This is a genomic window from Glaciimonas sp. PCH181 (assembly GCF_003056055.1).
GTDB lineage: Bacteria > Pseudomonadota > Gammaproteobacteria > Burkholderiales > Burkholderiaceae_D > Glaciimonas.
On the sequence record NZ_PYFP01000002.1, the window covers coordinates 269007 to 285188 of the forward strand.

Consider the following 16182-nt stretch of genomic DNA (forward strand, 5'->3'; position numbering starts at 1 on the left):
GAGCTAATACGCTTTAAAGAACACCACGCTCTGAAGTTGCTATCGCATTGACCATCAGCGCTGTGTTTTCCTCGAATTAATACTGTTAGCCGCAGGTCCGACAACGTCTTTCGATAGCAGCTTCACCTGCTCGATAAATGCCCGGACCGCTGGCGCGCGTTCATGTCGTCGGTAAGTCAATGCGATCTCGGTCTCTATCGGCTTTCCCGCCAGTGGCCGATACGTCACCCCCGGAATCCGAATGTGATCAACTGCCGAATACGGAACAATCGCCACGTCCTGGCTGATCGACACGGCAGCGATGACCGCGACTAAGCCGCCCGGTGCGGCGCTAATGCGGGGCGTGAATTTACCACGGCGGCCCACCGCGAGGGTCCCTTCGACCTGCTCGGGGACAATAAAATTTGAGGTAGCCAGATCCGCGGCGCGAATGGCGGTCAGATCAGCGAAGCGGGAATTGGTTGGCACCGCCACGACATAGTTCTCGCGCAGGACTGCCATCGCGTCGATACCCGGTGGGAAATTGATTGGCGGCCGCACAAAGGCCAAGTCCAGCGCACCGGCTTCCAACATCTCTGGCATGGCGCGCATAGAAATTTCACGTGAATTAACCTGCACCGCAGGGTAGGCCTCCCGATAGCGGCTCAGTTGCTGCTGGAACAATCCCGAGAACGCCGCCGAGGCCACGTAACCGAGTTCGATCCGTCCGATCTCGCCGCGTCCGGCACGGCGAGCAGTCTCCTCAGCACGATCGAACTGCGCCATGGCCAATTGCACTTCTACAAGAAATAACTGGCCAGCCGATGTCAGCGTCACCGAGCGCTTGGTGCGATTAAACAAGCGCACGTTCAAGAGCGTTTCCATCTCCCGAATCTGCTTCGAAATCGCTGGCGTCGAGATCCCAAGTTCCTCTGCTGCCCGCGTGAAATGAAGTTGCGTAGCGACCTCAGCGAAGCAACGAAAATGTCTAAATTCCATCATTTTGTGTTAACTCACATGAAATTATTTGGCTGTTTAGTTATAACAGAAAATAACAATAGAAAGGTTATATTCATACTCAGTGCAAAAGATCATCCCGCCTTGAGCCAGTGAATACCGCTGGAAATACGCGGCTTATGCATTCCCTGAATTTTTTCCAAAGGAGATAACCCATGAAAACTTATCCAAAATTTAAAGCGGCGGCGTGTCACGTAGCGCCCGTCTATTTCGATACACCCGCGACAATCGACAAGGCCTGCGCATGGATCGCAGAAGCCGCAGCCAACGGCGCGTCGCTAGTCGCATTTCCTGAATCGTTCGTGTCGGCTTTTCCCGTCTGGTGCGGTGTATGGGCACCGGTAGACACGCATGAATTCTTCGTCAAGCTGGCTTCATCCACAGTGCTAGTGAACGGACCGGAAATTGACCGCCTGCGCGCTGAAGCAAAAAAACACGGCGTCTTTGTATCCATCGGTATCAACGAAGGCACACCCAACAGTTTCGGCTGCATCTACGATACGAATTTGTTGATCGGCGACGACGGCAGTATCTTGAACCGCCATCGCAAACTGGTGCCAACCTACTGGGAAAAATTGGTCTGGGCGAATGGTGACGGCAGCGGATTGCGCGTGGTCGATACCCGCATTGGCCACATCGGCGCATTGGTTTGCGGCGAGAACACCAACGCACTAGCGCGCTACTCTTTGCTGGCACAAGGCGAGAACGTGCACATCTCATCGTTCTCACCACGCTGGCCTACGCATCCGCCGGGCGAAGCCGCCTACGACCTCGAAGCATCGATCAAGCTACGTGCCGGTGCCCATGCGTTTGAAGGCAAACTCTTCAACATCGTCGCTTCCGGTTTCTTGCCGCCGGAAGCCATTGATATGATCAGCCGTGGCGATCCGCGTCCGCGCCGTTTGATGGAGGAAGCATCGAAAAGCGTATCGATGATCCTAGGCCCGGATGGCGTGCCGATCAGCCCAATCCTGCGTGATGAAGAAGGCATCGTCTACGCCGATATCGATCTGGAACGTTGCGTTATACCGAAGCAATTCCAGGATGTAGTGGGTTACTACAACCGTTTCGATATCTTCGACGTAAACGTCAATCGTCGCGCCCAATCGCCAGCACGTTTCAGCGATCAGGACAGCACCGAGCCCTATGGCGAACCCGGCTGGTCGGGCGCGCCGCAAGCTACTTCGTCGAGCGCGGAAGTCTAAGCATTTATTGAATCGCCAGGCCGCAGTTCTCACTCGGCCTGGCATTTATCCTTTTAAGCGAGGCTTACTTCGATGGCGACCAATTCCCAATTTCAACACGACCACCCTGTCATCACCGCGGTGCGGGTGCGCGCACTTTCCGTCCCCTTATCGACACCGTTACGGACTGCAAGCGGGGTCATGACGGTGGCTCCATTGCTGCTATTTGACATCGAGACCAATGCCAATGTGCGCGGCGTCTCGTATATTTTTACTTACACCCCCACCGTGCTGGCGGCAACCAAACAACTTGCTATCGATCTTTCCGCACTCGTCGTAGGACAAGCACTAGCCCCGTTAACCTTGCTCACCGCGCTACGCAAACGGGTCAAGTTGATAGGCTCTTACGGGCTGATCGACATGGTGCTGGCGGGAATCGACATGGCGCTGTGGGATGCCTGGGCGCGCCACCTGCGTCAGCCACTCGTACGCGTACTAGGAGGCACCACGGCACGCCCTATCAACGCGTATGCAAGTTACGGCATGGATGGCGTCGAGCAGGCCGGTCGCAACGTGATGGCGGCTGCGGAAGCCGGTTTTAAGGCAGTCAAGATTAAGATCGGCTATCCGACCTTAAAGGAAGATATCGCCGCAGTCCGTACTGCCCATAGCGCAAGTGCAGGAGCGGTTGGCATCATGGTCGATTACAACCAAAGTCTGAACGTGCCCGAAGCGATCACGCGCTGCAAAGCGCTCGATAGCGAAGGCCTGTTATGGATCGAAGAACCTACCGACTTCGACGATAACGCAGGGCACGCCCGGATCGCAGCCAGCATCGAAACGCCGCTTCAATTAGGCGAAAACTTATACGGACCAAGACTGATCGCCACCAGTTTACGTGACGGCGCTTCGGATTTGATGATGCCGGATTTGATGAAGGTTGGCGGTGTCAGCGGGTGGATAGAAACGTCCGCGATCTGCGCTGCGCAAAACGTCCCGGTTTCGAACCATTTCTATCAAGAAGTCAGCATACATATGCTGGCCGTCACGCCCACCGCACATTTCCTCGAATATTTCGCCATGGCCGATCCAATCCTGGTCGATCCATTACGCATCGTCGATGGCAAAGCCTATGCGCCTGATGCCGAAGGCAACGGAATGACGTGGCAAGAGAAAGCCATTAACCGCTTTATTTGCTGAGCTATCGCCAATCCTAAACCGTCCCACCTAAGTAACCGTGGTGCAGTCAGCACCACGACAAAAACCAACCGACCACGATCCGCATGGCCAGAGACGAGCGCCGCCTACAGGCGCCCGGCCAACCCACAATTGCAAACATAAAAATGGAGACAACCATGATCTGGCAGCAAAACTACAACCCCTTCGGAAATATGCTCATCTCGACGCTACTGGCGATTGTGCCAGTAGCCGTCATGCTGATAGGCCTCGGATTTTTACACCTGAAGGCGCACATCGCGGCATTTGCAGGGCTGCTCAGCGCATTCTTCGTCGCTGTGTTTGCATTTGGCATGCCGGCCGATCTGGCGATTCGGGCAGCCGGAATGGGCGGTCTTACCGGGCTGATGCCGATCGGCTGGATCGTGCTCAATATCATCTTTTTGCATCAACTGACCGAGCAGAATGGCTCATTCAAAGTCTTACAGGATTCCATCGCAGGCATCACCGAAGATCGACGATTGCAACTGCTGCTGATCGCCTTTTCTTTCGGCGCTTTTTTCGAAGGTGCGGCCGGTTTCGGTACGCCGGTTGCGGTAACGGCGTCGATCCTGATCGGCCTCGGATTCTCACCGCTAGCGGCATCGGGATTGAGCCTGATCGCCAACACTGCACCAGTGGCATTCGGCGCGCTCGGAACGCCTCTTATCACTTTAGCCAAGGTCCACGGCTATGACGTGATGGCGATTTCGTCCATGGTCGGTCGCCAATTACCGTTATTCTCGTTACTTGTACCTTTCTGGATGATCTGGGCATTTGGCGGTCGCAAGGCAGTCGTCGAAATCTGGCCAGCGATCCTGGTCAGCGGGTTAAGTTTCGCGATTCCGCAATATCTGGTTTCTAATTTCATCGGTCCGGAACTGGTAGACGTGATCGCCGCGATCAGCTCACTGGTGGCTTTGGTGTTGTTCCTGCGGGTGTGGCAACCCAAGCGCATCTGGACCTCCGCATCGCTACGCCAGCACGACGACAGCCGCGTAGAAGGCCACACTCTTGCCAAGCGTGAAACCCATTCCTGCAGCGCTGTCATGCGCGCCTGGATGCCGTGGGCGATCCTGACCGTCTTCGTGTTCGTCTGGGGCTTGCCGCCGGTGAAAACGTTCTGGAATAACTTGTTCGCACCGGCGTTTCAGATTCCCGGCCTGCACAATCTGGTTCAGAAAGTCGCGCCCGCAGTAGCCATACCGCATCTGGAAGGGGCCGTATACGTCTTTAGTCTATTCTCGGCAACCGGCACCGGGATTCTGCTGGCAGCGTTGCTTGGCGGTCTGATCATGCGATATTCGATTATGCAACTCGTAGCAAGCTACTTCCGGACAGTCTGGCTGATCCGCTATTCGCTGCTGACCATTACGCTGATGCTCGCGCTGGGCACGTTAACCCGCTTCTCTGGCCTGGATACCACGCTGGGTCTTGCTTTCGCCACTACCGGCGTTATGTATCCCTTCTTTGGCACGCTGATGGGATGGATGGGCGTGGCGCTGACAGGCTCTGACACTGCCTCCAACGTGTTATTCGGTGGCATGCAAAAGGTTGCCGCAGATCAGTTGGGACTCAGCCCAAACTTAATGGGTGCAGCGAATAGTGCGGGTGGTGTCATGGGCAAGATGATCGATGCGCAATCGATCGTCGTAGCCTCCACCGCAACGCGCTGGTTCAATCATGAGGGCGACATCCTGCGGTATGTGTTTTTCCACTCGATTGCATTGGCCTGTTTGGTGGGAATTTTCGTGACGCTACAGGCGTATGTATTTCCGTTCACGCTGATGGTCGTGCACTGATACTTCAACGTCGACTATTTTTTGCGAACTAATGAGGGTTACCCGCTTCGGCGCGTAACCTTTTTTTGCGCCGTCAGTATCAGCCCAGCATCATGATTGCATCGATTGAAACCTGAGCATTCTTCGGCAGCGAAGCAACACCCAGCGAAGCGCGCGCGGGATACGGCTGCTGAAAATAACGCGCCGTCACGGCATTGAGAATGGCCGACTTGCTGAGATCAATGAGGTAAATATTCAGCTTGACGATATCGGCGAGAGAACCACCGGCCGCTTCAGCCACTGCCTTGATATTCTCGAACACTTGCACAAACTGCGCCTCATCCCCTTCCACCAATTCCATGGTGCGCGGGTCTAGCGGAATTTGTGCCGTCAGATAAACAGTGTTATCGATCTTGATAGCCTGCGAATAAGCGCCAATGGCGGCAGGCGCTTGGTCACTGTGGACGGCGGTCTTGACCATACTATGTTTCTCCAAAAAATAGTCGCCAGGCATCAATCCAGCGCAATGCCGCGATGATGCCCGATGACCTTAATGTGTTTGCTGTGCTTGTTGTGCCTGCTTACACTGAGCGCGTGATGCCACCATCTACGCGGATATTTTGGCCAGTAATATAGCCAGCAGCTTCAGAGGCAAGGAAAGCGATCACACCCGCAATTTCGCTGCTCTTACCGTAGCGTTCCATCGGAATGCGGCTGCGGAATTCTTCCTTTTCTGGCAGGCTGTCGATAAAGCCCGGCAGCACGTTATTCATGCGAATATTTTGCGAAGCATATTTATCTGCGTACAACTTTGTGAAAGCAGCTAAGCCAGCGCGGAATATCCCCGATGTCGGGAATACAGGATCAGGCTCGAAAGCGGCAAATGTAGAAATATTGATAATTACGCCAGATTTCTGTTGCAGCATGATCGGTGTGACCAGCCGCGTCGGGCGCACAGCATTGAGGAAATAAACATCCATCCCCTTGTGCCAATCTTCATCCGTCAGTTCCAGAACAGGGGCGCGCGGACCATGACCGGCGCTGTTGACCAAAACATCAATCCGGCCCCATTTCTCAACAACCTGATCCACCAGCCGCTTCAAATCGTCGTTGGACTGGTTCGAGCCGGTAATGCCAATACCGCCCAATTCCTTCGCCAAAGCCTCGCCTTTTCCAGACGATGAAAGAATCGCCACACGAAAGCCATCCTGCGCCAGTTTACGGGCCGCATCAGCACCCATCCCGCTTCCGCCAGCCGTTACAATAGCTACTTTTTCATTTGACATGATTGCTTCCTCTGTTTGTTAGAAAGGCTTATTTAGCCATAGATTTTTTTCACGAACCAATCAAAAATAAGCATCTAAGACAGTAGGAAATCTACAGCATGAAATATTGGGGATCGCGCCGCAGTACATTGCCAACACTCAACCACCTTGTGGCGCTTGAAGCGACCGCGCGTCTGGGCAGCTTCAGGGCTGCGGCAGAAGAAATGCATCTGACCCAAGGCGCTGTGGCACAGCAGATTCGCGCTTTGGAAAGTGAACTTGGCTATCCCCTCTTCGTCCGTCAGCCACGCGGGCTGAGCACCACCACTCAAGGAGCGGATTACGTCGATCGTGTCAGGCTAGCCTTAGGGATCATTGGCGATGCCACCAAGGAATTTCTAGATCAAAATCAGCAAAGTGCCCCAGGACGACTAACGCTGAGTACCACGTCCGCTTTCGCCAGCCGCTGGCTGATTCCACGCTTACCCCGATTGGCCGAGGCTTATCCTGACATTTCCATCATGATCGATGCTTCGGACGTGGTACGACCTTTGTATGGCAAAGGACGGGTGGATATGGCGATCCGATGGGGCGTGCCCCCATTTGCGGAAGGTAATGCGCAATTTTTGCTACCGGGAAAGGCCATTCCGGTATGTGCGCCTATCCTGATCGCGCAGAAACAACTCAGCAGCCCGGAAAGTCTGGCTGACATGCCGCTTATCTCAGACAGTCATAACAACTGGAAGCGCTGGTTTGACGCGTATAGAATCACCGGCACCAGACCAACAGGCTTGACGTTCTCTCAAACCAGTTTAGCGCTGGAAGCGGCCGAGCAAGGAATGGGAATTGCGCTGGTACCCGAGGTTTTGGTGGAAACCGCCTTGAAAACCGGCGCGTTGGTGCAAGCGATAGGCGGGCAATATCAGTTGGATACAGACGTCGGATTTTATATCCTCACCGCACTGCCCTACCCCGGCGAATCGATCACCGGAAAAGTCGTCAGCTGGTTGCTGGAAGAAGCACGACTGAGCCAGCTAAACCAGCTAAAAATTAACGAATGAAGGTCGCCCCAAAAAGACGACCCTGCATCAACGTACTTTTTTAGCCAGTGAGATTCGCATCAGATTTCATGCAAACAATCAGCGCTCGACCGAGCGATTCCAGCGATTGTTCCAGTCATTGCGCTTCTCATTGATGACATCCCAATCTACCGTATTGATATGTTTCATCAACTGATCGACCTTGCCCAACTTGGCCTGCACCGCATCCGGCACTTTGACGTTTTTGTTGATTGGAATCGTATTCACGTATTCCATCGCCTTGGTTTGCGACGACACGCCCAATAGATATTCAATCAGTTTTTGCGACAGATCCTGCTCCGAATTATTCTTCAATGCACAAGCACCGGTCATCAGCAATACCCCACCTTCTTTAGGCGTGGCAAATTCAGCTGGAATACCTTTAACTTTCAAATTCGCAATCGCCGTCGATGTCAGCGGGAAAATTGCCGCTTCGCCGGTCTGCACCATCTCTGAAATCTTGGCCGAACTGGAGACATATTCCAGCACGTTTGGACCGACCGTCGTCGCCCACTTCTGGAAGCCAGGATCCACGTTCTTGTCGGTGCCGCCGAATTGGCGATTCAGCATCAAGAAACTATGCAACCCGAAAGTACTGGTCGAAATAGACTGGAATACGACCTTGCCTTTGTATTTTGGATCGGCAAAATCCATCCATGATGTCGGCGCCGCCCAGCCTTTTTGGTCAAACAATTTCTTGTTATAGCCGATGCCGACAATTCCAAGTTCGATCCCTACCGCCTGATCGTTCGCCATGCGCGCATAAGGATAAATTTCTTTGAACACCGGCGTTTCGTTTAACTTCTGGCATAAGCCCATGCCGATCGCCCGATACATCACGCCATCGTCGAGAAACACGACATGCATCTGCGGCTTGTCCTTTTGCGCCTGCATTTTGGCGATGATGTCGGACGACGTCCCCGCGACCACAACGATTTTCACGTTATTGGCTTTTTCAAATTCCGGGAAAATATAACTGGTGTAATTTTTTTCTAAACTGCCACCGTTCATACCGACATACAGGGTGCGCGTTTGCGCACTTGCCGTCGTCGCGACCCCCAACGCTGACAGAAGGCTTGCCACCAAAAACAGATGCTTGAATTTCATGATTCCCACTCCTCGAAGATTAAACAACCCCATGCAGCACACTTGCATTCCCACTCCCGACAATGACTGACGTCACCCTGCCAAACTAAATCTCTGAATCCCGAACGGCCCAATCGGCGTTGTACTTATACCGCCCTGCACCAGTTCGGCCAATACCTCGCCGACGGCAGGACCTAGCTGAAAACCAGCGCCGGAAAAACCGAACGCATGCAATAAACCGGGCGTAGTACAACTAGGGCCGAGCACCGGCTGATCATCCGGCATCTCGCCCTCAATCCCGGTCCAGCTACGGATTACCAGCGCATGCCGCAGCGCCGGAATAATGTCGTAGATCATGCCCATCGTCTGAAACGTGGCTGCAGAGGTCGGTCGCGTTGCCTCCAGCGCCAATTGATCGCTACCCTGTGCCCGCCCGCGTGCTCCGCCGATGACGAAGTTACCGCGTTCCACCTGACGCGCATAAAAACCACCACCGACCAGGCCAAGATTGACATCTACCAGTTTCGGCAATGGCTCGGTGACGAACATGCTCGGATAAATAGGTTGTTCCGGCACCGGCTCACCGAACTGAGCCGCCACGTTAGCACCCCAGGCACCGGCACAATTGAGCAGAAAACGGCTCTGTACTTCCAGACCATTATGGGTACGCAAAGTGAAATGTTTACCGTCAAAGGTCATGCTGTCGACCCGACTACCTTCGTGTATCTGCGCGCCCTGACGTTTTGCTGCGAGCGCAAACCCCGCGGCGACCAAGCGTGGATTAGCGTGGCCGTCGGTGGCGCACAGCGATGCGCCCACTACTTCTTTGCCCAGCCATGGATAGCGGCTATGCACCGCTTCTCGCCCCATTAATTCTAGCGACAGACCCAGCGGCTGAGTCAGCTCGCGGTAAGCTTCGAGGATTGCCATGTCGTCCGCACTGCGCGCCAACCTCAGATGGCCGGACATGATGTATTCGCCATCGCTGCCGATGATTTCCGGCAGGCGTTGCCAGAGCGCATGGGCCCGATCCGCCAACGGCATTTGAATCGGTGCGCGGCCCTGACGGCGCACGCCGCCATAGTTGACACCGCTAGCCTGCGCGCCGCACCAACCCTGCTCTAACAGGACGACTGAACGCTGCTGACCGCGCAGCGCCAGCGCCGCAGAACTGCCCATTATGCCGCCGCCGATAATCGCAACATCAGCTATCAGACGCTCGGTCATGGCAACTCCTGTGAAGATGTTGCAAGCTGTTGCGCCAGCATGACGGACGCCACCGGAAACGGCTTGACCGGCGGTTGTCCGCGCAAACGACCGACTTCGGCCACCGTTTTGCCCGAGGCGCAGGCCAGAATCTCCGCTGCTGCCGCCCCGCAAACCCGCCCCTGACAACGTCCCATGCCAACTCGTGTCAAGGCTTTGAGCCGATTCATTTCGATTGTGTCGGCATGTTGTACGCTGCGGCGCAACTCGCCAGCAGTAATCTCCTCGCAACGACAGATCACCAGATCGTCCGCAGCTTCTCTGGCCCAATGTACCGGCACCGGGAACGCACTTTCCAACCCGCGCCGAAACGCTTGAATCCCTTGCAATGCGTGATCGATACGGGCGGCCTGCGCCAGCACCACCGGCTTGCCCATATCCTGTAACAACGCCAGCGCAGCACGTTGCCCGGCCAATTCCGCAGCATCCGCACCGGCGATACCACTGCCATCACCGGCCAGATAAATGCCAGGCACACTGCTGCGGCCTGCCGCATCACGCACCGGCAACCATTGTTGATTGAGACTATCGAATTCAAAGGCACAACCAGCCAGATCAGCGAGTTGGGTTTCTGAACGCAAGCCGAAACCGGCAGCCACAGCCGCGCATTCGAGCTGTTCCGATTTACCATTGCGCTGCCAGGTAATCTGCCGCACTTTCAGATCGCCGCTAACCGCGATGTTGTCCACGCCTTCAACGATGCGAATACCGCGACTGCGCAACCAGCCAATAAAATACAAACCCTTGGCGAACGTCAGCGGTTGCCGCAGCAAGGCCCCGGTTGCGCGCAACTTGCCAGAAAATGATGCAGTATCGAGCACTGCTACAACGTCGGCACCGGCCTTCGCATACTGATAGGCAACCAGATACAGCAACGGCCCGGAACCGACCAGCACGATCCGACCACCGATCACACAGCCCTGCGCTTTCAATGCGACTTGCGCCGCGCCCAGCGTGTAGACGCCCGGCAACAACCAGCCCGGAAACGGCATGATGCGGTCCATCGCGCCGGTACACAGGATCATGTGGGAGAAGTCGAGTATCTGATGACGGCCCTGATGCAGCAAGTCGAGTTGCCCGGCATCACAGTTCCACACCAGCGTTTCCGGTCGATAGTCGACCTGCGCACGCAACGCGTTAAAAGATTGATGAATCGCGTCCGCCTTGGCCGACTCGAAACCATACAAAGTCTTTTTAGAGCGCTGAAATCCTTCCGGCGGCTGGCGGTATATTTGCCCGCCAGAACGTACATTTTCATCCACCACTATCGGGTGCAGCCCTGCCGCCACCAGCGTTTCAGCGGCCCGCACACCGGCTGGACCTGCACCGACAATCACAATCGAAGGCGGCTTGCTGCTGCTCATGCGTCACCTCGGATACCGCTGGTTAACAAACGCATGCCCGGCTGAATCAGGGTCGTACAAGCCCGCAACGGCGCGCCATCTTCAGTGCGCATCCAGCAATCCTGACAAGCGCCAATCAGGCAAAATCCGGCACGCGGCATACCGCTGAATTCGGACACACGGACCCGGTCGCCGCTGGTCAGCACGGCGGTCAAAACGCTGTCGCCGCTGAGACCTGTCACAGCCTCACCGTCTAGCCAGAACGCGACCGGCGAGCGCTCTGTTTCAGCTACTCTGATAAGAATCGTCATGCTTGCTGCCCAATCAATACCTTATCCAATCCATAGACGCGATCCAGAATCAGCATTGCGACACCAGTAATCAAAATCATCAGCGCCGATACCGATGCCATCATCGGATCAATCGATTCGGTGGCGTACATATACATGCGTACCGGCAGCGTCATCGTTGCTGGCGTGGTGACAAAAATCGACATCGTCAATTCATCGAAACTGTTAATGAAAGCCAGCAGCCAGCCGCCGGTCAATCCCGGCAGAATCATCGGCAGCGTGATCCGCCGAAAAACGGTCCATGGTCCGGCCCCTAACGACTGCGCGGCATGCTCTGCGCTTTTATCCATACCGACCACCGCCGCCAGCACCAGCCGCAACACATACGGCGTAATCACCACGACGTGCGATACCACCAGCCAGCCAAACGATCCCGCCACCCCTAAAGCCGCAAAAAGTCGCATCAAAGCGACGCCCAGCACCAGCGTAGGAATGATCAACGGCGATAGAAATAATGCATTCAGAAAATCGCGTCCAGGAAATTGAAAACGTCCAATCGCCAGTCCGGCAGGCAATGCTATACACACCGACACAGTCGCGGAGATGAACGCCAGCTGCAAACTGATATAGAACGAATCGACAAAATTAGGATGATCGAATATTGCCCTGAACCAGCGCAACGAAATACCGTGCGTCGGCAACGACAATGTATCGCCCGGCGTGAACGCTACCAGGCAAACAATCAGCAATGGTGCCAGTACGAAGGCCACCACCAACGCATGAAAAAGTAATGAAATCGGACCATTTTTACGCATCTGGTCTCTCCCTTAACCCAAAACTTTGGAATACTTGCGTTCCAAAATCCGGTTGTAACTCAACATGATCAGTAAATTCGCGACCAGCAGAATGATGGCAATCGATGCCCCCATCGGCCAATTCAACGAACCCAGAAATTCATCATAGACGGACGTTGCCACGACTTTCAATCGACGTCCGCCCAGCAATCCCGGAATCGCAAAGGCGCTGGCGCTGAGCCCGAAAACGATCAGACTGCCGGACAGAATACCGGGCAAAATCTGCGGCAAAACGATGCGACGCAAGATAGTCGGTTGTGACGCATTCAGGGATAGCGCTGCGTGTTCCACCGCCGGGTCTAGTCGCTGCACCGAAGTCCAGACCGGAATCACCATGAACGGCAACATTACATGCACCAGTGCGACGACCATTGCGCCGGTGGTGTACAACAGTTTTGCTGGCGGTATGCCGAACCAGCCCAGCATCGTATTGACCAGACCGTCGGCGCTCAGCAACATGCTCCAGCCAAATGCGCGGACCACGACTGAAACCAGCAACGGTGCCAGAATTACGATCAGAAAAATCGATCGCCACGGCTTGCGCATGCGGCTTAATACATACGCTTCCGGCGCGCCGATCAGGATACAGATCAGCGTTGTAAGTGCTGCCACCCAGAAGGTGCGCAGGAAAATACCTTGATAATATTCATCGCTGACGACTTGCCAATAATTGTTGAAACTATAGGTTGCCTTGATGCCGGTAATCGCATCGAAGCCATTGAAAGACAAGATAAACGTCAGCAGCAACGGCACCAGCACCATCGTAAAAAATACAATAATGCCAGGCGCTGTCAACAGATACGGCAGCGGCGATACGCGCGGTTTATCCATGCACTACTCCGCCTGCCTGACGACGAACTACGTGCATCGCTTGCGGCGACCAGCGCAATGAAACCTGATGACCAGCCGCGCACTCTGCCTGACCGCAGTTCTGCCAGATTGCCAGCACATCGCCCAATTCAGTGCCGATCCGATATAGCCATTGATTGCCAAGGAAAAAACTGGCCTGCACCTCGCCACGGATCATTTCATCGTGTTGATTACAACGCTCCAGTTTTTCTGGACGCAGACATAACGTCGCCTCATCCCCGACTTGCAGATTGGTATCGGTAACGTGCAGCAACTGCGCGCCGACGCGTAACGTCGCGCCTTGCGAACTTTGCGATTCAACCTTGCCGATAAACAGATTCGCCTTACCCACAAACTGCGACACAAATTGATTGGCGGGGTTTTCATAGGTATCGAACGGCTTACCGATCTGCACTGCCCGCCCGGCTTCCATCACCACTACGCGGTCGCTCATTGAGAGCGCTTCCGATTGGTCGTGCGTGACCATGATGGTGGTGGTGCCGACCTTGCGCTGAATCTCGCGCAATTCGATCTGCATATCTTCACGCAGCTTGGCATCCAGATTCGACATCGGCTCGTCCAGCAGCAATACCGGCGGTTCAATCACCAAGGCCCGCGCCAGCGCAACACGCTGCCGCTGACCGCCCGACAACTCGCGTGGATAACGATGGCTGAATTTATCCAGATGCACCAGCGCCAGCGCCTTACTTACGCGCTCGGCACTTTCGCTGTTAGGAACCTTCCGCATCTCCAGGCCAAACCGCACGTTATCGCTAACTGTCATGTGCGGAAACAACGCATAACTTTGAAACACGATGCCGAGGCCGCGCCGATTCGGTTTCTCGTGCGTAATATCGCGTCCATCCAGAACGACGCTCCCTTGCGTCGCATCGACAAATCCCGCGATCATCTGCAACGTGGTGGTCTTGCCGCAACCGGACGGGCCTAGCAGCGATACAAACTCGCCTTTCTCGACCGTCAGATTCAGATTCTCAACTGCAGTGAAATCGCCATAATGTTTCGACAGATTTTCTAATTTCAAAAAAGTCATGCGGATCTCCTGTACCGGCCTTTTTTATAATTGCGATGAGCCAGTATTTGCAACCTGTTGATATAAAATCCGCGCCGCCAAAATGCTAATCATTGGCATCGCTTGTTATTTTTTTGATGGAAACGTCCCTGCGTCTTTCGAGCAATCATTATTGACCGGACTATGCATGACTGAATGCATCCGCGGGCGCATGCGCCCGGTCGAAATGACTACTTTTGACTACGCGATATCAAACTTCACACCCTGCGCCAGTGGCAGCGTGCGACTGTAATTGATCGTGTTGGTGGCGCGACGCATATAGGTTTTCCAGGCATCGGAGCCTGATTCACGGCCGCCGCCTGTTTCTTTTTCGCCACCGAAAGCGCCGCCGATTTCAGCGCCGCTGGTCCCGATGTTGACATTTGCCAGTCCGCAATCGCTGCCGGTGGCTGACATGAAGGCTTCCGCTTCGCGCATGTCGTTGGTGAACACCGCCGACGACAAGCCCTGCGGCACCGCATTGTTGAGACGAATCGCCTCATCAAAGCTTTCATAGCGCGTCACATACAAAATCGGTGCAAAGGTTTCGTGGTGCATGATCGCGCTCTGTTGCGGCATGCGTACCAGCGCCGGACGCACATAAAACGCATCTGCGTCGCCGTTCAAATCGACTCTTTCACCGCCAGTGACCACGCCACCTTCGGCACGAGCTTGCGCCAGCGCTTTTTGCATCGCATCGAACGCTTGCTGATCGACTAACGGACCGACCAGCGTTTCTGCATCCAGCGGATCACCGACTTTTACGCTGGCATAAATACGCTCGATACGGCTCACCAGCTCATCGTGAATGCTGCTATGCACAAACAAGCGGCGCAAACTGGTACAACGCTGCCCGGCTGTACCGACTGCAGAAAAGGTCAGGCCCAACAATGCGAGATTCAAGTCAGCACTTGGCGCAACGATCATGCCGTTATTGCCCCCCAGTTCCAGCAAACTGCGACCAAGACGCTCTGCCACAGCAGTTGCAACCTTGCGTCCCATCGCTACACTGCCGGTCGCACTGACCAGCGGCACCAGCGGCGAACGAGAAATGACTTGACCGATGTCACCACGCCCGATCAGCACCTGGCATAAATTCGCCGGTACGAGATCAGAACGCTCCTGTGCAAAACGTGCCACGGTTTTGGCGAAAAGCGATTGCACCGCAAGCGCGGTAACGGGTGTTTTTTCTGATGGTTTCCAGATGATTGCATTGCCGCAAACCAACGCCAACGCGGTATTCCAGGCCCAGACTGCTACCGGGAAATTGAATGCAGTAATAACGCCGCAAACGCCAAGCGGATGCCAGGTTTCCATCATCCGATGACCTGGACGCTCGGAGGCGATAGTCAGGCCATACAATTGGCGCGACAGACCGACTGCAAAGTCACAGATATCGATCATCTCTTGCACTTCGCCGATACCTTCGGAGAGGATTTTGCCGGATTCCAGCGTGACCAGCTGGCCTAGTTGCGTGCGATTTTCACGCAGGACTTCGCCCAGCAGACGCACTAGTTCGCCGCGTACCGGCGCTGGTACTACGCGCCATTTTTCAAAGGCTTGCTGTGCGTTCAAGATGGCCTGCTCGGCCTCTTCCACAGTGTGGGTGCGCAGCGATGCGATGGTGGCGCCATCGCGTGGTGAACGTGCGATGAGATCAGTACCGGCCTGGGAAGAACAGTCAAAGCCCAGTTCGTTAAATAAGGTTGATGCTTGCATGGTGGTGTCCTTGGCGATCACGCGTCCGACTGGCAATCAACATGTCGGCCAGTCCGGTTGCGGCGTGTGTTTCAGAGAATTCGAGGCTGAGTATAAGTAATAAACTGGTGACTTTGAAAGGTAAAAAATTTCAGGACATCATTACTTTTGGTCATGGCAAAAAAGGGTGCAGTGCAGCATAAGCGC

The 16182-nt window shown here is 54.8% G+C and carries 15 protein-coding genes; 4 read left to right on the forward strand and 11 right to left on the reverse strand.

The features are described 5' to 3' along the window. Positions 1-54 precede the first annotated feature (54 nt). Positions 55-981 carry a LysR family transcriptional regulator gene (locus C7W93_RS14260; protein WP_370446459.1) on the reverse strand — a complete coding sequence of 309 codons (927 nt, stop codon included), beginning with the start codon at positions 979-981 and terminating at the stop codon, positions 55-57. A 170-nt stretch (positions 982-1151) separates the two neighbouring features. On the opposite strand from C7W93_RS14260, the gene C7W93_RS14265 reads away from it, so the two are divergent. The 3 genes from C7W93_RS14265 to C7W93_RS14275 all read left to right on the forward strand — a co-directional run bounded on the left by C7W93_RS14265 (position 1152) and on the right by C7W93_RS14275 (position 5197). Next, the gene (locus C7W93_RS14265; RefSeq protein WP_108440863.1) at positions 1152-2201 is read left to right on the forward strand and encodes a carbon-nitrogen hydrolase family protein; all 1050 of its coding nucleotides are present in this window, start codon (positions 1152-1154) and stop codon (positions 2199-2201) included. Between the two features lie 72 nt (positions 2202-2273). Next, positions 2274-3380 (forward strand): enolase C-terminal domain-like protein, encoded by a 1107-nt coding sequence (locus C7W93_RS14270; RefSeq protein WP_108440864.1) that lies wholly within the window; start codon positions 2274-2276, stop codon positions 3378-3380. Between the two features lie 155 nt (positions 3381-3535). Further along, positions 3536-5197, forward strand: a complete 1662-nt coding sequence (locus C7W93_RS14275) for an L-lactate permease (RefSeq protein WP_108440865.1) — start codon at positions 3536-3538, stop codon at positions 5195-5197. A 79-nt stretch (positions 5198-5276) separates the two neighbouring features. On the opposite strand, the gene C7W93_RS14280 is transcribed toward C7W93_RS14275, so the two are convergent. Together C7W93_RS14280 and C7W93_RS14285 are read right to left on the reverse strand one after the other, a co-directional pair. Then, positions 5277-5657: a Rid family detoxifying hydrolase gene (locus C7W93_RS14280; RefSeq protein ID WP_108440866.1), complete on the reverse strand. Its 381-nt coding sequence runs from the start codon at positions 5655-5657 to the stop codon at positions 5277-5279. A gap of 100 nt (positions 5658-5757) precedes the next feature. After that, on the reverse strand, positions 5758-6462 hold the full coding sequence (locus C7W93_RS14285) for an SDR family oxidoreductase (protein WP_108440867.1): 705 nt from the start codon (positions 6460-6462) through the stop codon (positions 5758-5760). 98 nt (positions 6463-6560) lie between these two features. Between C7W93_RS14285 and C7W93_RS14290 the strand changes: the two genes are divergently transcribed. Next, the gene (locus C7W93_RS14290; protein ID WP_108440868.1) at positions 6561-7502 is read left to right on the forward strand and encodes a LysR substrate-binding domain-containing protein; all 942 of its coding nucleotides are present in this window, start codon (positions 6561-6563) and stop codon (positions 7500-7502) included. A 78-nt stretch (positions 7503-7580) separates the two neighbouring features. Here C7W93_RS14290 and C7W93_RS14295 read toward each other — a convergent pair whose 3' ends face one another. The 8 genes from C7W93_RS14295 to C7W93_RS14330 all read right to left on the reverse strand — a co-directional run bounded on the left by C7W93_RS14295 (position 7581) and on the right by C7W93_RS14330 (position 15996). After that, a complete protein-coding gene (locus C7W93_RS14295) occupies positions 7581-8627 on the reverse strand; it encodes an ABC transporter substrate-binding protein (RefSeq protein ID WP_108440869.1) in 1047 nt (348 codons plus the stop codon). Positions 8628-8699: 72 nt separating this feature from the next. Then, entirely contained in the window at positions 8700-9833 is a 1134-nt protein-coding gene (locus C7W93_RS14300; protein ID WP_108440870.1) for an FAD-binding oxidoreductase, read from the reverse strand. After that, complete coding sequence (locus C7W93_RS14305; protein WP_108440871.1) at positions 9830-11236, reverse strand: NAD(P)/FAD-dependent oxidoreductase; 1407 nt, start codon at positions 11234-11236, stop codon at positions 9830-9832. Before C7W93_RS14305 ends, C7W93_RS14300 begins: the two co-directional genes overlap by 4 nt. Continuing rightward, positions 11233-11526, reverse strand: a complete 294-nt coding sequence (locus C7W93_RS14310; protein WP_108440872.1) for a (2Fe-2S)-binding protein — start codon at positions 11524-11526, stop codon at positions 11233-11235. The genes C7W93_RS14305 and C7W93_RS14310 overlap by 4 nt, the downstream gene beginning before the upstream one ends. Beyond that, positions 11523-12320, reverse strand: a complete 798-nt coding sequence (locus C7W93_RS14315; protein WP_108440873.1) for an ABC transporter permease — start codon at positions 12318-12320, stop codon at positions 11523-11525. Before C7W93_RS14315 ends, C7W93_RS14310 begins: the two co-directional genes overlap by 4 nt. A gap of 12 nt (positions 12321-12332) precedes the next feature. Further along, entirely contained in the window at positions 12333-13190 is an 858-nt protein-coding gene (locus tag C7W93_RS14320; protein ID WP_108440874.1) for an ABC transporter permease, read from the reverse strand. Further along, positions 13183-14259 carry an ABC transporter ATP-binding protein gene (locus C7W93_RS14325; protein WP_108440875.1) on the reverse strand — a complete coding sequence of 359 codons (1077 nt, stop codon included), beginning with the start codon at positions 14257-14259 and terminating at the stop codon, positions 13183-13185. The genes C7W93_RS14320 and C7W93_RS14325 overlap by 8 nt, the downstream gene beginning before the upstream one ends. A gap of 219 nt (positions 14260-14478) precedes the next feature. Further along, on the reverse strand, positions 14479-15996 hold the full coding sequence (locus tag C7W93_RS14330) for an aldehyde dehydrogenase family protein (protein ID WP_108440876.1): 1518 nt from the start codon (positions 15994-15996) through the stop codon (positions 14479-14481). Positions 15997-16182 lie beyond the last annotated feature (186 nt).